General features: G+C 37.0%; 22 protein-coding genes. 4 read left to right on the forward strand and 18 right to left on the reverse strand.

What is annotated here, in order from left to right; translation table 11 throughout:
- Positions 1-171: 171 nt before the first annotated feature.
- Both trkA and ACNTMY_RS07655 read left to right on the forward strand, forming a co-directional pair.
- Positions 172-1,521: a Trk system potassium transporter TrkA gene (gene trkA / locus ACNTMY_RS07650; RefSeq protein WP_423216010.1), complete on the forward strand. Its 1,350-nt coding sequence runs from the start codon at positions 172-174 to the stop codon at positions 1,519-1,521.
- A gap of 3 nt (positions 1,522-1,524) precedes the next feature.
- Positions 1,525-2,964: a TrkH family potassium uptake protein gene (locus ACNTMY_RS07655; protein WP_423216011.1), complete on the forward strand. Its 1,440-nt coding sequence runs from the start codon at positions 1,525-1,527 to the stop codon at positions 2,962-2,964.
- Positions 2,965-2,984: 20 nt separating this feature from the next.
- Here ACNTMY_RS07655 and yidD read toward each other — a convergent pair whose 3' ends face one another.
- From yidD to ACNTMY_RS07725, 14 genes are all read right to left on the reverse strand, one after another.
- Positions 2,985-3,248: a membrane protein insertion efficiency factor YidD gene (gene yidD, locus ACNTMY_RS07660; protein ID WP_420543485.1), complete on the reverse strand. Its 264-nt coding sequence runs from the start codon at positions 3,246-3,248 to the stop codon at positions 2,985-2,987.
- Positions 3,245-3,970 (reverse strand): pseudouridine synthase, encoded by a 726-nt coding sequence (locus ACNTMY_RS07665; RefSeq protein ID WP_045798527.1) that lies wholly within the window; start codon positions 3,968-3,970, stop codon positions 3,245-3,247. The genes yidD and ACNTMY_RS07665 overlap by 4 nt, the downstream gene beginning before the upstream one ends.
- 30 nt (positions 3,971-4,000) lie before the next feature.
- Positions 4,001-4,597, reverse strand: coding sequence for an SMC-Scp complex subunit ScpB (scpB, locus tag ACNTMY_RS07670; RefSeq protein ID WP_074629288.1), 597 nt, complete (start codon positions 4,595-4,597; stop codon positions 4,001-4,003).
- A 48-nt stretch (positions 4,598-4,645) separates the two neighbouring features.
- Positions 4,646-5,350 (reverse strand): segregation/condensation protein A, encoded by a 705-nt coding sequence (locus ACNTMY_RS07675; RefSeq protein ID WP_021142985.1) that lies wholly within the window; start codon positions 5,348-5,350, stop codon positions 4,646-4,648.
- Entirely contained in the window at positions 5,350-6,090 is a 741-nt protein-coding gene (gene xerD, locus ACNTMY_RS07680) for a site-specific tyrosine recombinase XerD (protein ID WP_423216012.1), read from the reverse strand. Before xerD ends, ACNTMY_RS07675 begins: the two co-directional genes overlap by 1 nt.
- A complete protein-coding gene (gene cbpB / locus ACNTMY_RS07685; protein WP_423216013.1) occupies positions 6,083-6,550 on the reverse strand; it encodes a cyclic-di-AMP-binding protein CbpB in 468 nt (155 codons plus the stop codon). Before cbpB ends, xerD begins: the two co-directional genes overlap by 8 nt.
- Complete coding sequence (locus ACNTMY_RS07690) at positions 6,547-7,068, reverse strand: metallophosphoesterase (RefSeq protein WP_423216014.1); 522 nt, start codon at positions 7,066-7,068, stop codon at positions 6,547-6,549. The genes cbpB and ACNTMY_RS07690 overlap by 4 nt, the downstream gene beginning before the upstream one ends.
- Positions 7,050-8,066, reverse strand: a complete 1,017-nt coding sequence (locus ACNTMY_RS07695; protein WP_423216015.1) for a nucleoside-triphosphate diphosphatase — start codon at positions 8,064-8,066, stop codon at positions 7,050-7,052. The genes ACNTMY_RS07690 and ACNTMY_RS07695 overlap by 19 nt, the downstream gene beginning before the upstream one ends.
- A 17-nt stretch (positions 8,067-8,083) precedes the next feature.
- Positions 8,084-8,893 carry a glutamate racemase gene (gene racE, locus ACNTMY_RS07700; protein ID WP_027968415.1) on the reverse strand — a complete coding sequence of 270 codons (810 nt, stop codon included), beginning with the start codon at positions 8,891-8,893 and terminating at the stop codon, positions 8,084-8,086.
- Between the two features lie 190 nt (positions 8,894-9,083).
- Positions 9,084-9,326, reverse strand: coding sequence for a YneF family protein (locus ACNTMY_RS07705; RefSeq protein ID WP_006532899.1), 243 nt, complete (start codon positions 9,324-9,326; stop codon positions 9,084-9,086).
- 145 nt (positions 9,327-9,471) lie between these two features.
- The gene (locus ACNTMY_RS07710; RefSeq protein WP_423216016.1) at positions 9,472-10,713 is read right to left on the reverse strand and encodes a diaminopimelate decarboxylase; all 1,242 of its coding nucleotides are present in this window, start codon (positions 10,711-10,713) and stop codon (positions 9,472-9,474) included.
- A gap of 117 nt (positions 10,714-10,830) precedes the next feature.
- Positions 10,831-11,523, reverse strand: a complete 693-nt coding sequence (locus ACNTMY_RS07715) for a Bax inhibitor-1/YccA family protein (RefSeq protein WP_423216017.1) — start codon at positions 11,521-11,523, stop codon at positions 10,831-10,833.
- Positions 11,524-11,550: 27 nt separating this feature from the next.
- Positions 11,551-12,054, reverse strand: coding sequence for an HD domain-containing protein (locus ACNTMY_RS07720; protein ID WP_423216877.1), 504 nt, complete (start codon positions 12,052-12,054; stop codon positions 11,551-11,553).
- 97 nt (positions 12,055-12,151) lie between these two features.
- On the reverse strand, positions 12,152-12,892 hold the full coding sequence (locus ACNTMY_RS07725; protein ID WP_423216018.1) for a TrmH family RNA methyltransferase: 741 nt from the start codon (positions 12,890-12,892) through the stop codon (positions 12,152-12,154).
- Positions 12,893-12,934: 42 nt separating this feature from the next.
- On the opposite strand from ACNTMY_RS07725, the gene ACNTMY_RS07730 reads away from it, so the two are divergent.
- Both ACNTMY_RS07730 and yidC read left to right on the forward strand, forming a co-directional pair.
- Positions 12,935-13,213 (forward strand): acylphosphatase, encoded by a 279-nt coding sequence (locus tag ACNTMY_RS07730; RefSeq protein WP_423214076.1) that lies wholly within the window; start codon positions 12,935-12,937, stop codon positions 13,211-13,213.
- 80 nt (positions 13,214-13,293) lie between these two features.
- Positions 13,294-14,211 carry a membrane protein insertase YidC gene (yidC, locus tag ACNTMY_RS07735; protein WP_423216019.1) on the forward strand — a complete coding sequence of 306 codons (918 nt, stop codon included), beginning with the start codon at positions 13,294-13,296 and terminating at the stop codon, positions 14,209-14,211.
- Between the two features lie 95 nt (positions 14,212-14,306).
- On the opposite strand, the gene greA is transcribed toward yidC, so the two are convergent.
- From greA to murC, 4 genes are all read right to left on the reverse strand, one after another.
- Positions 14,307-14,789, reverse strand: a complete 483-nt coding sequence (gene greA / locus ACNTMY_RS07740; RefSeq protein ID WP_423216020.1) for a transcription elongation factor GreA — start codon at positions 14,787-14,789, stop codon at positions 14,307-14,309.
- Between the two features lie 84 nt (positions 14,790-14,873).
- Positions 14,874-16,568 carry an endolytic transglycosylase MltG gene (gene mltG, locus ACNTMY_RS07745; protein ID WP_423216021.1) on the reverse strand — a complete coding sequence of 565 codons (1,695 nt, stop codon included), beginning with the start codon at positions 16,566-16,568 and terminating at the stop codon, positions 14,874-14,876.
- 105 nt (positions 16,569-16,673) lie between these two features.
- Positions 16,674-17,165 (reverse strand): GNAT family N-acetyltransferase, encoded by a 492-nt coding sequence (locus ACNTMY_RS07750; RefSeq protein ID WP_423216022.1) that lies wholly within the window; start codon positions 17,163-17,165, stop codon positions 16,674-16,676.
- A 52-nt stretch (positions 17,166-17,217) separates the two neighbouring features.
- Entirely contained in the window at positions 17,218-18,549 is a 1,332-nt protein-coding gene (murC, locus tag ACNTMY_RS07755) for a UDP-N-acetylmuramate--L-alanine ligase (RefSeq protein WP_423216023.1), read from the reverse strand.
- Positions 18,550-18,570: the final 21 nt, after the last annotated feature.

Consider the following 18,570-nt stretch of genomic DNA (forward strand, 5'->3'; position numbering starts at 1 on the left):
ATTATAGTTCTCTCATTTGCATTTCGCAAGCATTTTCCTAATTTGTAACCTAATTTTAACAATCTATGTCAGCTTTGATATAATAGGCAAAATCCTTTATTATCAGTTGATACGGCTAGTATTTTTAAGAAAAATAGAGTAATATAGATACGTTACATTTTGGAGGTTAAAATGAAAATAATTGTTGTCGGCGGAGGTAAGGTTGGTACCGCACTTTGTCGCTCACTTGTTGAAGAAAAACATGACGTTGTCTTAATCGAAGAAAAAGAAGCTGTTTTAAAAAATATTACTAAGCGCCATGATATCATGGGAATTGTTGGTAATGGAGCTAATTTCAAAATTCTTGAGCAAGCAGATGTTGCTAATTGTGATATCTTTATTGCCTTAACTGATAAAGACGAAGTCAATATGATTTCAGCCGTTCTAGCTAAACAAATGGGGGCTAAAGAAACGGTCGTTCGTGTTCGTAACCCAGAATACTCTAACTCTTACTTCAAGGACAAAAATTTCCTTGGATTTTCTTTGGTTGTCAACCCAGAGTTGCTTACAGCGCGTTATATCGCCAACTCAGTTGATTTTCCAAATGCCCTTTCTGTCGAACACTTTGTCAATGGTCGCGTGATGCTAATGGAATTTATGATTTCTGACGGCAGTAAGCTTTGCCACATGAGTCTTAGCCAATTCCGTAAGAAATTTGGAAATCTTGTTATCTGTGCGATTGAACGTCGTGGCAAATTAATCATTCCTGATGGCGATGCTACTTTGCAAACAGGTGATAAAATCTTTGTCACAGGAAATCGAATCGATATGATTCTTTTCCACAATTCTATGAAACCAAAATACATCAAAAATATGATGGTCATTGGTGCTGGACGTATTGCTTACTATCTGCTCAATATTCTTAAGAATACTAAAATTAATCTTAAGGTCATTGAAAATAATCCAGAACAAGCAGAAATGTTCAGTCAAGAATTTCCTAATGTTCACGTTGTGCAAGGAGATGGTACAGCTAAGAGCGTACTTTTGGAAGAATGTGTTGAGAACTTTGATGCCGTAGCCACTTTGACTGGTGTGGACGAAGAAAACATCATCACATCAATGTTCCTTGAAACGCTTGGTGTTCCTAAAAATATCACTAAAGTTAACCGCACAAGTTTGCTTGAAATTATCGACCCAAGTCAATTTTCAAGTATCATCACACCAAAAAGCATTGCTGTTGATAGCATGATGCATTTCATCCGTGGTCGTGTAAATGCCCAAGACTCAAACCTCGATGCCATGCACCACGTCGCAAATGGTCGTATCGAAACATTGCAATTTGAAATTCGTGAAAATAACAAAATGGCAGGTAAGAGCTTATCTTCTCTTAAATTTAAAGAAAATATTCTTATCGCTGCCATCATCCGTAACGGTAGAACCATTTATCCAACTGGTGAGGATGTCTTTGAAGTCGGTGATAAGATTGTCGTTGTGACTTTCTTGAAAAATATCACGCGCATCTACGATTTGTTAGCGAGGTAAGTTATGAATAAAAGTATGGTTCGTTACCTCCTTTCAAAACTACTCTTGATTGAAGCATCGTTGATGTTGGTTCCTGTGATTGTCGCTTTTATCTACAAAGAAGACTTTCACGTTATTATCAGTCTCGGAGCAACAATTGGTATTCTTGTTATTTTAGGACTTCTTGGCGCTGCCTTCAAACCTAAAAATTACCATGTCTACACCAAAGAAGGTCTCTTAATTGTTGCACTCTGTTGGATACTCTGGTCATTCTTTGGCGCTTTGCCATTTGTATTATCTGGACAAATCCCAAGTATCATCGATGCTTTCTTTGAAATGGTATCTGGATTTACCACAACTGGGGCAACGATTCTACCCGATGTTGCTGTGCTTTCACACTCTCTTCTCTTCTGGCGAAGTTTTGCCCACCTTATCGGTGGTATGGGAGTGCTGGTCTTTGCGCTAGCCATCATGGAAAACAGTAAAAACAGCCACTTAGAAGTCATGCGAGCTGAAGTACCTGGACCAGTTTTTGGTAAGGTGGTTTCAAAACTAAAAGAAACTGCTCAAATTCTCTATATTATCTATCTAAGCATGTTTGCCATTCTTATGGTTATCTTGATGTTAGCTGGCATGCCTGCATTTGATAGTGTTATCACAGCAATGGGTTGTGCTGGTACAGGTGGTTTTGGTGTTTATAATGACTCAATTGCTCACTACAATAGCTCACTCATTACAAACATCGTCTCAGTTGCAGTTCTTTTATTTGGGATTAACTTTAACTTGTACTACTTCTTGCTCCTTCGTAAATTTAAAGCATTCTTTAAAGACGAAGAATTGAGAACTTACATTGGAATTGTCGTTGCGGCAACTGCCTTGATTTGGCTAAATGTTAGTGGACTTTATCCAAGTGCTGGAAAAGCATTTGAAAATACATTATTTGAAGTTGCAAACGTCATCACTACAACAGGATTTGGTGTGACAGATTTAACTGTTTGGCCACTATTTTCTCAAGTGATTTTGCTATTTCTCATGTTTATCGGGGGGTCAGCTGGTTCAACTGCAGGTGGTATCAAGGTAATGCGTGCGCTTATCCTAGCAAAGATTTCAAGAAATCAAATTCTTTCAACGCTTTACCCAAATCGTATTATGACCATTCATATTAACAAACAACCACTTGATAAAGAGACTCAGCACGGGGTTCTTAAGTATCTAGCAATCTATGTTTTCTTACTTTTAGGATTGACTTTGCTGCTATCACTTGATAATAATAACTTCTTAGTTGCCATCAGTGCAGCTTCTTCTACCTTTAACAACATCGGACCAATGCTTGGAACTGGCGATACCTTTGCCATCTTCAGCCCATTTTCAAAAGTACTCATGTCATTTGCCATGATTGCTGGACGTTTGGAAATCTATCCAATGTTATTGCTATTCATTCCAAAAACTTGGTCAAAATATTAACATACAAAAAGAGGAAAGCTTTAGCTCTCCTCTTTTTTCTTACGAAAATCTTTATTGCGTCGAAGTGTAAAATAATCAGGCACCGGATCATCGCCACCTTCAACCAAGGGATGACAGCGTAAAATCCTTGCTATCCCCATAAGAACACCTTTTATGCCGTGCTTTTCAATCGCTTCAATCATATAATTTGAACACGTTGGATGATAACGACACGATGGTGGTGTCATTGGTGAGATTCGCTTTTGATACCATTTTACTAACGCAATAAGAATTTTCTTCATCATTTTTGTTTGTTCACAGCCAAGTTATGCAATTGGCTGATTTCTTTTTTACTTAGGCGACGTGATTCACCCGGACGTAGTCCTGATAAGTCTAATGTTCCGAAGTTTGTACGAGACAATTTGTCAACCAAAAGTCCAACTGATTCAAACATTTTCTTAACTTGGTGATTACGTCCTTCATGGATAGTCAATTCAACAACTGAACGATTTTTTTCAGGATCAACTTTGATAATGTTGTAACGCGCTGGTTTTGTTTTCTTGCCGTCAATTACAACACCACGTGTTAATGGACGAAGATTTTCTTTTGTCGCAATTCCTTTAACACGAGCCAAGTAGACTTTGTCGATTTCATTACGTGGGTGAATCATTTCATCTGTGAAGTCACCGTCGTTTGTCAAAATCAAAAGTCCTGTTGTATCCCAGTCCAAACGCCCTACAGGATAAATACGCTCAGTGACATTCGGCAACAAATCCACAACTGTCTTACGTCCTTTATCATCTGACACACTTGAAATAACACCACGAGGTTTATTAAGAAGATAGTAAACTTTTTCTTCGTTATAAATCGGTGTTCCCTCAACTTCAACAATATCGCCAGATTTAACAGTTGTAGCAAGTTCTGTCACTACCTTACCGTTGATAGTGACTAAACCTTTTTTAATCAACTCTTCTGCTTTTCGGCGACTGGCAATCCCTGCATGGGCAATGTATTTATTAATTCTCATTTTCTTTCCTTTAACTGCTTTTTAGCTATTTTACACCATTTCGTCATTTTTAGCGAGTTCTGTTGCTTCTTCAGAAAAATCAGCTTGATCAAAAAGTGTCATTTCTTCATCAACCAACTCAATATTTGAAACATCAATAAGCTCACTCAAGTCATTAATTCCCATGAAATCAAGGAAATAATCTGTAGTAGCATAAAGATTTGGTCGACCAATAACTTCTTTTTTACCAGCTTCACGAATCAATCCCAAAGCCATCAATTTGCTGATAGCACTACTTGAATTAACACCGCGAATATCATCAACTTCAATACGCGTGATAGGTTGTTTGTAAGCAATGATTGATAACACTTCTAAACTCGCACGTGACAAGCTTTGATTAACAGGAGCCTTGGCAAAATCGCGCAACAAATCCGCAAAAATCTCTTTGGTTACAATTTTGTAGCAACCCGCTGTCTCAATCAGACAAAGACTTGACGTTTCATCTGATTCATATTTTTTAGCTAGCTTTTCCAATTGTTGCTGGAGTGCTGTCGGCGTTAAATTAACCATACTAGCCAAATGTCTTAAGCTCAAGCCTTCCTCACCTGCAACAAAAAGAAGTGCTTCAATCTGAGCTAAATAGTTCATATAAGTTCCTTTCCTAAATGTCATTAGCTAAGCGCTGCAAGTGACTCTCTAGCTAACACTTCGCAAAACAATATCCCCAAAATTCTCTTCTTGTTCAACCTCAACTTCATGAACTTTAATCAATTCCAAAGTTGCCAAGAACATGGTAATCATCTCTGGAAGTGATTGACATTCTTTAAACACACGGTTCAAAACAAGCTTTTTAGACTGAGAGAGACGTTCTGTAATGACCGTCATCATATCTTCAATGCGATAATCATCGCGTTCAACAACCGTATGGCTATTTTTAAGTTCTCTTTGTTTTTCAGCCATGACATGTGAAAATGATAAGAACAAGTCCATGATTGTTTTATCATGGGCAAGCACTGCATCTTCAAAGATTAATTCTTGTTTTGGTTTTGAATAAAACTTAGCACGCTCATCGTGTTGAGCTGACATTTCTTCACTAATTGCCTTAAATCGACGATACTCTTCGATTTGAGTCAATAGTTCCTGTTCAGGGTCATTTTCTTCTGGCTCTGCTTCAACAATCTTTGGCAACAACTTACGACTTTTTATCAACATGAGCTGACTTGCCATAACCATATATTCACCAGCTACTTCAAGTTTCATAGCCTGCAAAGTTGAAATATAAGCCAAATACTGCTCAATGACTTCCACAATCGGAACATCATAAATATCCATTTGATATTTAGACACCAAGTGTAAAAGCAGATCCAGAGGCCCTTCAAAATCTTTTAATTTAATATCCATTAGTTATAAAATTTCTCTAAAGTCACTGGACTTTTAAGTCCTAAATTGCGACTAACTTCTAATAATGATTTTCCTGCTGCCTTTTGATGCAAGACATATTGATGGCGCATATCCTGCGCAGACAATTTTTCCAAACCTAACGAAGTCAAAAATGCTTTTAGTTGATTGAAAAACCACTGTCTTGAATAAGGTTTACCTTGCTTATCAAAAAGATAAACCTGATTTTCTGAAATCATAGCAGCAATGTACTCTAACAAGTTCTTAGGAATTTCAAGTACTCTGACCAAACCAGCCTTTTGCACACGCAAAACTGCAAATGTCATATCAACATCTGCAATCTTTAGCTGTTGAATATCATTTGACGATAGACCAAGTTCAATCATCAAAAGAGCAATTAACTGCCCAGTTACATAAGGACTTTCTTGATAAAAAACAGAGTAATCAAGCAAGTCTTTCTCAACAGGTTTTACAGACAGTTTCTCTTTATTGCGTAATTTGTAAAAATGATCCAAACGCTCAGTCTCGTACAAATAATATAAAAACTGATTTACCGCTGAAATTTTTCGTTTTTTAGCAGAGGTTTTTAAGACCGCCAGCGATTGTTCATAAAGCGCTAGCTTTTCCTTACTAACCTTGCCATCAACCGTTTCGACAAATTGCTGCAAATCATAAAAATAAGCATTTTTTGAATTCTCAGAAAGAGCCTTACTATCAATAAATTCTTGGATAAAATCAATCATCTTTTGGAGTAATCGTATAAAAATCAGTGAAATCGTGTAAAAGACTGTTAACAGCTTTTAAAATCGATTTTCGAGTAATAATGCCTAAGAATTGACCATCTTTATCTAAGACTGGTAAAAATGGGTAGTCAACCAAAAGGTGCATAACATCTGTGAGAGTTGAAGTATCACTAATTGTTGCCAATTTAGTATTGACCATTTTACCAATATCAGTTTGAGCCAATTCCCAATCTGTTAATTGATTCTCAGATTGATAAGACATGATATCAGCGATGCTAATAGTTCCCACATACTTTTTATCTTTAGTGATAACAGGAACACGTGAGTAACCGTTGTTAACTAGCAACAACATCGCATGATTTGGACTATGCGTATCAATAAAAATCGCTAACTCTTCTGCTGGAATCAAAAAATTATCCAAATGGCTAAGAAGAAAAGCTTCAAATTCTTTTGCTATCATCTATCAAATTCCTTTGAGAGTGCTGGGTAGAGTTTATGAGCTCGCGTATAAAAGTCAACCTTGATACTGTCATCTGTGATAGTCACTTTAGCATAAAGTTTTTCATTTACTTCGCCACGTGGTTGAAGAACACTACCAGGATTAATAAAAACAGTTTTACCATTTCGCCAAGCCGCTGCTCGGTGTAAATGACCATAAAGGCAGATATCAGCATCCTGCTCCTGAGCAAATAAATCTAGTCTATCCCATGTGAAATTAATATTATAAAGATGTCCGTGTGTTTGAGCAATGACAATATCATCAAGATAAGTTGTCAATTGATCAGGATACCCACTATCGTAATCACAATTGCCACGCACAACTTTGATACCATCCCAAATTGGATCTGAACTAGGCAACTCAGAATCACCATTGTGAAAAATAGCATCAACGTCACCTTGATAACGTTGTTTGATATCATTAATAATCTCACGATCTCCGTGAGAATCACTCATTACAATTATTGTTCTGCTTTCCATACTGGGAATGCCTCCATTAATTTCTTAACAGCCAACCCGCGATGTGAGATTTCATTTTTTTCATCTGCTGTCAATTCAGCAGCGTGACGACCAGTTTCACCAACTAAAAATAGTGGGTCATAACCAAAGCCATTGTCACCTTTTGCTTCCATGGCAATATAGCCAGGCCAATCAGCTTCAACAACCAAACTTTCTTTGTCTGGCGCAGCCACTACAAGTGTTGTATGAAATTGTGCTGAGCGGTCTTTCATATCAAATACCATTGCCAATTCGTGAAGCAATTTAGCGTTATTTGATTCGTCCGTCGCATCTGGGCCTGAAAAACGTGCTGACCAAACTCCTGGAAGACCACCGAGAACATCAACTTTCAAACCAGAATCATCAGCTAAAACCATTTTACCAGTTAATTTTGAAATAGTCTCAGCTTTCAAACGAGCATTTTCTTCAAATGTCATACCAGTTTCTTCAACTTCTGGCAATTCTGGGTGATTATTCAAATTTTCAACTTTGATGCCAAGTTGGTCAAACATTTTGCGGAATTCTTTTGTTTTGCCTTCGTTGCGAGTGGCAATCAAAATTGTATCACCAAAAGCATTGTCAGATGTTTTTCCGAAAAATGCTGTCGCATTAACACCATCTTCTGGTAGGTGTACAAAAAGCAACTGCTCACCTTCAGTAACAACAACTGCACCTGCACGTTGTTGCACTTCAAGTTTACGGTCAGTCTCTTCGTTAATCATGCCAACAACAAAGCGAATTAACTGAAAATCAGACGATTTTTTAACAACCGTAACATTGTAGCCGTTAAAATCATCTTTATGGCAGTCACCATGGCAATTGCCGCAACATTTTTTGGCAACCAATTTTGCAACTTTTTGACTCAATTCATAAAGGTCATCGCCACAAACATTTCCAAGACCTGAAATGGCATTAAAACCACCCCACTCGCCAAGGAACCAATTTTCTTTATCTTTATACTCGTAAATTTTACCAGTCATTTATTACCATCTCATTTCTATTTGCTCAAGTTTTCCAAATCAACATGTTGCACATCAATGTCAGTTTTTAGCCAATTAACAGCAATTTCTTTAAAACTTTGACTGCTTGCTGTAGTGTAAAAATGATGATTTGTCACATCTTCTGTACGATTGTGATTAATTTCAAAGTAATTTAACAACACTGATACATCGCGAATACATTCGGCACCACTATCGATTAATTTGACATCTGGTCCCATCACATTTTGAATGATTGGTCGAAGCAATGGATAGTGTGTACAACCAAGTACCAATGTATCGACTTTACCAACAAGCGGTGCTAAACTTTCGTAAACAACTTTTTTTGCAACACTTGAAGTCATTTCATTTGATTCAACAATTGGAACGAACTTAGGACAAGCTAGTCCACTAACTTCCATTTTCGGTGACAAAGATTTAATCTTTTCAGGATAAACTTCTGAATTGATTGTCATTGGTGTTCCAATGACACCAATCTTGCCATTACGTGTTGATTTTATGGCAGCACTAGAACCTGGTAAAATTACACCGAGAACTGGAATATCAAGCTTTTCTTTGACTTCTTTCCAAGCAACTGCTGTCGCTGTATTACAAGCAAAGACAATCATCTTAACATTTTTTGTCAACAAGAAATTAACAAGTTCCCAAGTGTATTCTCTGATTTGTTCAGCAGGTCTAGGACCATACGGAGCTCGTGCAGAGTCTCCAATATATACAATTTCTTCGTGTGGCAGCTGACGCATTAATTCGCGTACAACTGTTAACCCACCAACTCCAGAATCTAAAAAACCAATCGGTCTATTATCCAAATTTTATATCTTCTTTCTAAACAAGGACTTATAACAAACAAAAACTCAGTTGGTGAGCCAACTGAGTCATTCATTTCTGAGCTCTGTGCTCGAAAAAAATAGTTAAAGACTGACTTTTTTCTAACTTCAAAAAATCTTACCATATAAAAGTCACAAGCCTTTAGCGCTTTTCAAACCAAAGCAAAAAAGATTATTTTTTAGCTTTTGCTGCAGCTGCTTTAGATTGTTTGATGATGTTACGGTAAGTTTGTTGAATTTTAGCTTCACTAGGTTTTTGACCCATTTGGCTCATCATTTCACGGATCGCATCAGGCGTCAAACGTGGGTGTTCACCGATTTCCTTTTCAAACTGTTTACGCGCAATAAAAACGCCACCAACAAGGCCACCAAATAAAGCAACCAAAACTAACAAAATCCAAAGAAATGTTGTCATGAATATATATCTCCTAAGTTTTTTACACCATTCATTATAGCAGAAATGGTAAGAGTTTACAAATTCTTGAAAGCCTTTTTCTAAAATATAAAAAGCAGCTAGCTTAAGTCTTCAGAAAACACCTAGCCAACTACTTTTTCAATTATTAATCAAAATCAAATCCCTTAATTGTTGCAAAATAATCCTCTGGTGTCTCTGCACGACGAATCAACCTTACACTACCGTCTTCTTGGTAAAGAATCTCAGCTGAACGAAGACGACCATTATACTGGTACCCCATTGAAAATCCGTGTGCACCAGTGTCATGAATAACAAGCGTATCACCCACACGCGCCTGTGGCAATTCACGCTGCTTAGCAAATTTATCATTATTCTCGCAAAGCGAGCCGACAACATCAACCACTTCAAGTTCACCATTAGGATTTGTCATGTTAGTAATGTGATGATAAGCATCATACATTGCTGGACGCATCAAATTCACTGCTGATGCATCAACGCCAATATAAGTGCGGTAAGTTTCTTTACGATGACGAACTTTTGTCACAAGGAGGCCATGCGGAGCCAGCATAAAGCGACCAAGTTCGGTAAAGATTTTGACATCACCTAAACCAGCTGGTACCAGAACCTCATCAAATACTCGGTGAACACCTTCACCAATCACAGCAATATCATTTGCTTTTTGCTCAGGACGATAATTCACCCCAACACCACCAGAAAGGTTAATAAAGCTAACTGACACACCCGCTTTTTCTTTAACTTCTACTGCTAATTCAAATAACTGACGAGCAAGCTCTGGATAATAATCATTTGTTACCGTATTTGATGCAAGAAATGAATGAATTCCAAAATATTTCACACCTTCTGCTTTCAAATCTTTAAATCCTTGAATCAATTGGGCCTTTGTCATCCCAAATTTTGATTCTTCAGGATTATCCATAATATCAGTTCCAAGTGAGAAAACACCACCTGGATTATAACGAAGAGAAACTGTCTCAGGAAGACCTGCAACTTCTTTTAAGAAAGCAATATGCTCATAAGCATCAAGATTAATTGTCGCACCAATTTCTTTTGCATACTGGAATTCACGCGCAGGCGTGTCATTTGATGAGAACATGATATCAGTAAATCCAAGCTTATGACTCATCAATAGCTCTACTTCTGTCGCACAATCCACACCACAGTTTTCCTCTTGAAGAATCTTCAAAATTGCAGGAGTCGGCGTAGCCTTAACAGCAAAATATTCCTTGAAGCCCTTGTTCCAAGAAAATGCTTTATTCAAAGCACGAGCCTTTTCACGAATACCTTTTTCATCATAAAGGTGAAAAGGCGTTGGAAATTCAGTCGTAATTTTTTCAAGCTCTTTGGCTGAAATAAATGGTGTTTTCATAGCTAACTCCTTGAATTTTCAAAATATTAGGATTATTATAACACAAAGATAATAGTTCACCAATATACTTTCGTAAAAAGTACAAAAAACTAGCATAGCAATCGCTACGCTAGTCTTTTAGTCATCACTTCCAAACAAACGAAGTAAATTCAAGAATAAGTTGATAAAGTCAAGATACAAACTCAAAGCCATTGAGATTGCCCAACCATCACCAACATTTCCACCGGTATGTTGATAAACATGTTTAATCATCTGGTTGTCATAAGCAATCAAGCCAGAAAAGATTAAAACAGAAATAATGCTAATCACAAAACTCATCATGCCTGAACCAATAAACATGTTAACAAAACTTGCGATAATGATACCAATCAAAGCTGCTATAGCCGCTTTTGCAAAGCCAGACATGTCTTTTTTAATAATAAACCCAAGAACTGACATGACTCCAAAAACCAAAGCTGATGAAACAAAGGCTTGCAAAACTGTCGTTTGTGTATAAGCTACAATAACAAAACTAAGCGTAAAGCCATTCAAAGCTGAGTAAAATAAAAATAAAGGCAAAGCTGATGGCGTATTTTTACGAGCTGCATTACTAGCCAAGAAAACCAAAGCAAGCTCTAAAAAAATAGCTCCATAATAAACAAATGGTTGATTAGTAATGATGTTAATCATGTTGTCAGTAAACACATAAAGCATCAAAAATGATACAAAGGCTGACAACCCAATTCCCATACCAACTAAGCCATAGATTTTTGCAAAAAATCGATTAAGACCACTATCAGCCTGTGTATAAATCACATCATTTTGATTCACAAAAAATCCTCCTACATAACAATTCTATTAACGATGGTTACTTGGTAAAATCTTACGGCTGTACCGTTTTTTCTTACCAAAACGTTGACGAAGTGGAGTCATAGCTTCTTTAATAGCCCAATATTTATCCACCATCGTCACGATGTAACCTTCTTTATAACGCGGAGGCGCGATTGTCGCTCCCCACATATGTTTTAAAATAATGTCTTCTTCTCGTTTATTTAACTTTGTTAATTTTCTAGCATTACGAACGGCAATTCTTGGATGAACCCAAGCATGTCCTTTGTTAAACTTGGTTTCACGCCAATCGTAATAGAAAAAATCGTGCAAAAGACCACCACGTGCTGTAGCTTTTTCATCCCAGCCCAACTTTTTGGCAATCTTATAACTCGTATAAGCAACGTTAATCGAATGCTCCATACGGGTCGAGTAGTGATGCTGTGTTATATTATCTAACTTTTGAAAACGGGGGTGTTCAATCAAATGACCAACAAGTTCCATAAACTCTTTGTCTTTTTTATATGCTCCCATATACAGATCACCTTCTTTCACCCTAATTATAGCATATCAGCTTAAATTAGACTGAAAAATTGAACTAGAAAATATCAAAAAAAGAAAGCGCTAAACATTAAATTAAGCTGAACAAAACAATCCCTGTCGCAACGGCAACATTAAGGCTCTCAGCTTGCCCTGGCATAATAATGTGAGCAAGAACATCTGCTTGATTTGTCATTTTATCAGAAATGCCATTTCCTTCATTTCCCATAACGAGTGCAAAATTGCCATCATGTTTTACAGTTTTATAATCAACAGAATCTTTTGAAAGAGTCGTTGCAATAAGCGGCACGCCAAGATTTTGCAAATTCTCACAAGCTTCATAAACATTTGTTCGCCAAACTGGTAAATGGAAATGACTGCCTTGCATAGAGCGAAGTGTTTTTTGATTATAAATATCAGCTGACTTATCTGAAATCAAGACACCATCCAAGCCCGCCGCATCGGCTGTACGAATCATCGTTCCAACATTTCCAGGATCTTGAACATCTTCTAAAACCAAGTAACGTCCAGCTTTTAAATTTGCTAACGGCAAAATCGGCATCGCTACTTCAGCGATAATACCTTGAGGCGTTTTAGAATCTGTTAGCTCTTTTAAAACTTCTGGTGTCACAAAAGTCACATTTGACATGTGTTCAACACGGTCAGCAAAGTCTTCGAGAACAAAAATATTCAAAAATTCTACGTTAGCTTTTTCAGCTTCTTCAAAAAGATGCCAGCCTTCAATCAAATATGATTGCTCGCGATACTTTTTTTTCAACAATTTTTTAGTCTTTTTAATGAGATTATTTGATTTTGAGGTTATAATAGTCATAAGAAGATTATAGCACATAACACATAATAGGAGGAAATTGAGATGAAAAAAGTTCGTCTAATTGTCTCAGGTCGTGTTCAAGGCGTTGGTTTTCGTTATTCAACTTACGCACTTGCCCTTGAATTAGGTGATATATACGGTCGTGTTTGGAATAACGATGATGGCACAGTTGAAATCCTCGCTCAGTCTGATGATTCTGCTAAATTAGCTAAATTTATCCAAGAAATCCGAAAAGGTCCTTCAAAATGGGCAAAAGTAACATATGTCGACGTCAACATGGCAAACTTCGAAGATTATAAAGACTTCAAAATGGCCAATTAAAAATAAGACTGTAGACGTATTGAGAAAATACTGAAAAAACAGTAAAATAATAGGGTATTATAATAAAAGGAAAAAATCAATTGAAAAAGAAATTAAATCGCGTCCTCTTGTCAGGACTTAGCTTATCTTTATTGCTCTTACTAAGTGGTTGTGTTAGCCGAGATCCAAGTGGTAACCCAACAGGTACTATCTGGCATGTGCTTGGTGAACCAATGGCAAAACTCATCCAATACTTTGCTAACAACGTTGACCTTGGTTTTGGTCTAGCAATCATTTTGGTAACAATCATTGTTCGTTGTATCATTCTTCCACTTGGTCTTTACCAATCTTGGAAAGCAAGCTATCAATCAGAAAAGATGGCTTACCTTAAACCAATCTTTGCACCAATCAACGAACGCATGCGTAATGCAAAAACTCAAGAAGAAAAATTAGCTGCTCAAACAGAATTGATGGCAGCCCAAAAAGAAAATGGTATTAACATGCTTGGTGGTATGGGATGTCTTCCACTTCTTGTTCAAATGCCATTCTTCTCAGCTATGTATTTCGCTGCTCAATACACAAAAGGCGTTGCTGAAAGTACATTCTTAGGTATTGACCTTGGAACTCGTAGCTTACTACTTACAGCAGTTATCGCAATCCTATACTTCTTCCAATCATGGTTGTCAATGCAAGCTGTTGCTGAAGAACAACGTGCTGCTATGAGAGGCACAATGTATGTTATGCCACTTATGATGGTCTTCTTCGGTATGAGTATGCCAGCTAGTGTTCTTCTTTACTGGCTAGTCGGTGGTTTCTTCTCAATCATTCAACAATTGATTACAATGTTCATCATCAAACCAAAACTTCGTAAACAAATCGCTGAAGAGTTTGAAAAGAACCCTCCAAAAACTTACAAATCATCAAAACGCAAAGACGTTACACCAGCTGCAAATGCTGCTCAACTTAACAAACCTAAGAAAAGCAACCGCAACGCAGGAAAACAACGTCACCGTAAATAATTAATAAAAACCTCCAGAAATTTTCTGGAGGTTTTTTATTGCTCATATTCTTCTAAAAAGGTAAAACAAAAAAGGCTTAATAGCCTTTTTTATCATTAAGCAGTTTTTTCAACGCTGACGATTTCAACATCGTAGTTTCCAGCAGGTGATTCAATTGTTACGATGTCACCTGTTTTCTTACCAATCAAAGCTTGAGCAATTGGGCTTTCGTTAGAGATACGTCCAGAGAAGATATCAGCACCAGCAGCACCAACGATGTGGTATACGTCTTTATCAGTTGTTCCAACTTCTTGTACAGTAACAGTTTTACCGATAGCTACTTCATCTTTAGCTACAGCATCGCTATCGATGATTTCAGCGTAACGGATTTTAGTTTCAATGATTTGGATTTGACCTTCAACGAATGCTTGTTCGTCTTTTGCTGCATCGTACTCAGAGTTTTCTGAAAGGTCACCGTATGAACGCGCAATTTTAATACGTTCAACAACTTCTGGACGACGAACTAATTTTAATTCTTCTAATTCTTGTTCAAGTTGTTCTTTTTCAGCAAGGGTCATTGGATAAGTTTTTTCTGCCATTTTCAATCTCTTTTCTAAAAATTTATTTTTTTGGATAATCTACAAATACAAACATGGCGCATTTAACACCATGTTTGTAACAAATTATTCATTTATTTGACTATTAACATATTTTTCAACATTAGCTTGATGGTCGTCAAAGTTTTCAGAGTAGTAAACTTTTCCTGTCTTCACATCAGCAACAAAATAATAATAATCTGTTGAAGCAGGGTTAACAGTTGCCTCGATAGCTGCTAAACTTGGGCTATCTACCGGACCAGGCATCAAACCAGTGTTAGTATAAACATTATACGGTGAATCAATCGATGTGTCAATACTTGCATCAGCTGCTAAGCTTGTCTCTTCACCAAGTTTACCCATCGCATATAAGATAGCAATGTTACTTTGCAAAGGCATGTCATTGTTCATGCGATTGTAGAAGACACTTGCAATATTACGACGGTCATCATCAGTTGAGCCTTCTTTTTCAACCAATGAAGCAAGGGTTAAAACATCATTAACTGATTTTCCACTTGCAGCAATCGTATCATAATATTGTGACATGTAAGAATCCATTGTTGAAATCATTTGTTCAACAATATCTTCCATACTTGTCTCTTTATAATAGCTGTAAGTTGCTGGGAAGAGATAACCTTCTAAGCGATAGGTTACTTGGTCAGCACTTGGCAAGCTTGATAACAATTTAGGATATTTCGCAGCCATTTTTGAAATGAAGGCTTCATCTTGAACAACTTTCAAGAAATCCTCAGAAGTGTAAGGTGTAGATGCATTCTTTTTAGCAGAATTTTTTGTCACTGCTTCAGAAATTTGTTTGATTGTGTAACCTTCGGTTACCAAAATTTTACCTAAAGAAGGTTTCTCAGGTTGAGGTGTTCCTCCTTCTTTTAGATGTTTACAAATCTCATCTAAATCCATGCTTGCTTGTAAATTGTAGTAACCACTTTGAAAATTACTATAGTTTTTAAATTTTGTATAGTAATTAAAAACAGTCGCACTCTTAATCACACCAGATTTTTCAAGGATTTGTCCAATATACTTGTTACCAGAACCTTCTGGAATATCTACAGTAATATACTCTGTTGATGAGCTATCAAGTGGTTTGATAGAACTATCGACATAACGATAGACAAAGAAACCAGTTGCTAGCAAAGCGACGATAATAGCTGAAATTAAGCATAAAGCAATTTTTCCTGCTAGACTATTTGTTTTCTGACGTTTTTTTCTACGTTTTCCCACTTTATTCTCCAAGTCTGTCTCAGCTTTATCTGACTGTCCAGATTCATGCTCCAAATGAAGGTCATCTTTTGATTCAGACTCGCCTGAAGTTTTAGTTTTATCAGAAATATCTGGATTTCCATCAGCACCAATGCCATCAGTTGCTCGCACAAGATAGCTTTCAGGTTTCTCTTCTGGTGCATCTGATTTTGTTCCATCAGGATTAAAGGTCTGATCGATATTTCTCAATACATCCTCGATTTTTTGATTATCAATAGTTGTCTCAATCTGATTGTGAGCTAATGCCTCTTTAGCTTTTTCTTCAAGACGGCGTTTTTCTTCACGAATTCTAGCTTCCTCTCGCTCTCTGCGATCCTCAGCTTCGTACTCAGCCATTAATTGGGCTGTGCGTCGTGCGAACTCTTCTGCCTCTTTTTCTTTTTGACGAAGCTCAATCTCATGTTGCTTACGCAAACGATTTGCTTCTTCAAGTTCAGCTAAAATCTGCTCCTTGAAACTTTTTTCTTTTTGAGTTTTTGGCTTATCGTCGTTTAATTCGGTCAAAGCTTATCCTCCTACTCTTAATCAATCGCCATTATATCCTAAAATATAGTGAAAATCAACTCGTAGCAAACTTTGTTATCTATTCTTAACAATAAAATTGAGGTACTAATCTACAGACAAAGTTTCCCAAACCATGTTATACCAAAGAGTTCCACCATGTTGAGATTCTGACTCTCCTTCATCTAAAAATCCATTCATTTCATAATATGAAATAAGATTTTCTTGACAAGTAAGGCTAATTCCTAATCGTTTTTGAGCGATTGCCAAATCTTTCATGGTTGCAAGCAAAGCTGTTCCCACCCCTTGTCCTTGAAAACGCGGAGCTACAGAAAGGCTCGTAACTGCAATAAAGCCACCACCAGCGGGATTTTTTTTAACCCGATGAAATAAATCATCTGTCAAATAACGCTGAGATACAACAGGTCCCTCTATATAACCAGCAACTGCTCCATCAATCTCAGCAATTAAAAAAGTATCAGGAATGGTTAAAATACGCTCTTTCATCGTCTCTAAACTTGCAGCCATATCTGGAAAATTTTCTTGTTCGATCTCCACAATTGCTTGCAAGTCTTCAAGACGTACATTTCTTATTATCATAGGCTATCCTCCTAAAAGAAAAAGAGCTAACGCTCTTTTTCTGAAGATATCATTATTGTGTGTTGTTAGCAAGACTTGCTAGCAGCTCTTCAAATGAACGTTCATACATTTGAATATCACCTGCTCCCATGAAGACGTAAACACCGTTATCGTGGTCAAGAAGTGGTGATACATTATCAAGGCTAATCACTTTAGCTGATTTATTGATTTTAGCAGCTAAGTCTTCAACTTTAACGTCACCGTGGTCAACTTCACGTGCTGAACCATAAATTGGTGCAAGATAAACAGCATCTGCTTGGTTCAAAGCGTTAGCAAATTCATCCAAAAGCGCAATTGTACGTGTGAATGTGTGTGGTTGGAAGACAGCTACAATTTCTTTGTTTGGATATTTTTGACGAGCTGCATCAAGTGTTGCAATGATTTCAGTTGGATGGTGAGCAAAGTCGTCAATGATAGTTGTATTGTTAATTACTTTTTCAGTGAAACGACGTTTAACACCAGCAAATGTCTTCATGTGTTCTGCTACCAATTCCATATCGATACCAGCCACATAAAGGTTAGCAATGACAGCTGTCGCATTCAAAATGTTGTGACGTCCAAATGCTGGAAGGTGGAATGTTCCAAGTTCTTCATCACCATGTTTTACTTTGAAAGCAGAGCCATTTGTTGTACGAACAACGTCATACGCGATGAAATCATCTGTATCGTTAAATCCATAGTAGTAAATAGCTGCATCAGAAGTGATTTTACGAAGATATGGATCATCACCAAACAAGAACAAAGCTTTTTGAACTTGTTTTGCATAGTCGTTGAATGCATCAAAGACATCATCAATGCTCTCGAAGTAGTCAGGGTGATCAAAATCAATATTTGTAATGATTGAGTATTCTGGGTGGTATGGCATGAAGTGACGTTGATATTCGTCAGATTCAAATACAAAATAATTGCTGTTTGCTGAACCGCGTCCAGTACCATCACCAATCAAATATGAAGTATCTGTAATATTTTTAAGAACGTGTGCCATCAAACCTGTAGTTGATGTTTTTCCGTGCGCACCAGCTACACCAAAACTTGTGAATTGGCGCATGAAATCACCAAGAAATTCATGGTAACGTTTGAATTTGAAACCATTTTTTACAGCATAGGCAATTTCAACATTGTTATCTTCACGGAAAGCATTACCGGCAATTAATTCAACATCTGATGTGATATTGTCTTCAGAAAATGGAAGGATTTCAATCCCTGCTTGTTCTAAACCACGTTGTGTGAAATAGTATTTACTAACGTCACTTCCTTGAACCTTGTGTCCCATTTGGTGTAACATCAAGGCAAGAGCACTCATACCAGATCCTTTAATTCCGATAAAATGATAGGTTTTAGACATTTTTTCTCCTCTATATATGAA

This window comes from Streptococcus equinus (assembly GCF_049393735.1).
In the GTDB taxonomy this organism is placed as follows: domain Bacteria; phylum Bacillota; class Bacilli; order Lactobacillales; family Streptococcaceae; genus Streptococcus; species Streptococcus equinus_G.

What these genes read in the sequence shown, in the direction of transcription:
- trkA (WP_423216010.1), top strand. Translation starts at nt 172, where the DNA reads ATGAAAATAATTGTTGTCGGCGGAGGTAAGGTTGGTACCGCACTTTGT.
- ACNTMY_RS07655 (WP_423216011.1), top strand. Translation starts at nt 1,525, where the DNA reads ATGAATAAAAGTATGGTTCGTTACCTCCTTTCAAAACTACTCTTGATT.
- yidD (WP_420543485.1), bottom strand. Translation starts at nt 3,248, where the DNA reads ATGATGAAGAAAATTCTTATTGCGTTAGTAAAATGGTATCAAAAGCGA.
- ACNTMY_RS07665 (WP_045798527.1), bottom strand. Translation starts at nt 3,970, where the DNA reads ATGAGAATTAATAAATACATTGCCCATGCAGGGATTGCCAGTCGCCGA.
- scpB (WP_074629288.1), bottom strand. Translation starts at nt 4,597, where the DNA reads ATGAACTATTTAGCTCAGATTGAAGCACTTCTTTTTGTTGCAGGTGAG.
- ACNTMY_RS07675 (WP_021142985.1), bottom strand. Translation starts at nt 5,350, where the DNA reads ATGGATATTAAATTAAAAGATTTTGAAGGGCCTCTGGATCTGCTTTTA.
- xerD (WP_423216012.1), bottom strand. Translation starts at nt 6,090, where the DNA reads ATGATTGATTTTATCCAAGAATTTATTGATAGTAAGGCTCTTTCTGAG.
- cbpB (WP_423216013.1), bottom strand. Translation starts at nt 6,550, where the DNA reads ATGATAGCAAAAGAATTTGAAGCTTTTCTTCTTAGCCATTTGGATAAT.
- ACNTMY_RS07690 (WP_423216014.1), bottom strand. Translation starts at nt 7,068, where the DNA reads ATGGAAAGCAGAACAATAATTGTAATGAGTGATTCTCACGGAGATCGT.
- ACNTMY_RS07695 (WP_423216015.1), bottom strand. Translation starts at nt 8,066, where the DNA reads ATGACTGGTAAAATTTACGAGTATAAAGATAAAGAAAATTGGTTCCTT.
- ACNTMY_RS07705 (WP_006532899.1), bottom strand. Translation starts at nt 9,326, where the DNA reads ATGACAACATTTCTTTGGATTTTGTTAGTTTTGGTTGCTTTATTTGGT.
- ACNTMY_RS07710 (WP_423216016.1), bottom strand. Translation starts at nt 10,713, where the DNA reads ATGAAAACACCATTTATTTCAGCCAAAGAGCTTGAAAAAATTACGACT.
- ACNTMY_RS07720 (WP_423216877.1), bottom strand. Translation starts at nt 12,054, where the DNA reads ATGGGAGCATATAAAAAAGACAAAGAGTTTATGGAACTTGTTGGTCAT.
- ACNTMY_RS07725 (WP_423216018.1), bottom strand. Translation starts at nt 12,892, where the DNA reads ATGACTATTATAACCTCAAAATCAAATAATCTCATTAAAAAGACTAAA.
- ACNTMY_RS07730 (WP_423214076.1), top strand. Translation starts at nt 12,935, where the DNA reads ATGAAAAAAGTTCGTCTAATTGTCTCAGGTCGTGTTCAAGGCGTTGGT.
- greA (WP_423216020.1), bottom strand. Translation starts at nt 14,789, where the DNA reads ATGGCAGAAAAAACTTATCCAATGACCCTTGCTGAAAAAGAACAACTT.
- ACNTMY_RS07750 (WP_423216022.1), bottom strand. Translation starts at nt 17,165, where the DNA reads ATGATAATAAGAAATGTACGTCTTGAAGACTTGCAAGCAATTGTGGAG.
- murC (WP_423216023.1), bottom strand. Translation starts at nt 18,549, where the DNA reads ATGTCTAAAACCTATCATTTTATCGGAATTAAAGGATCTGGTATGAGT.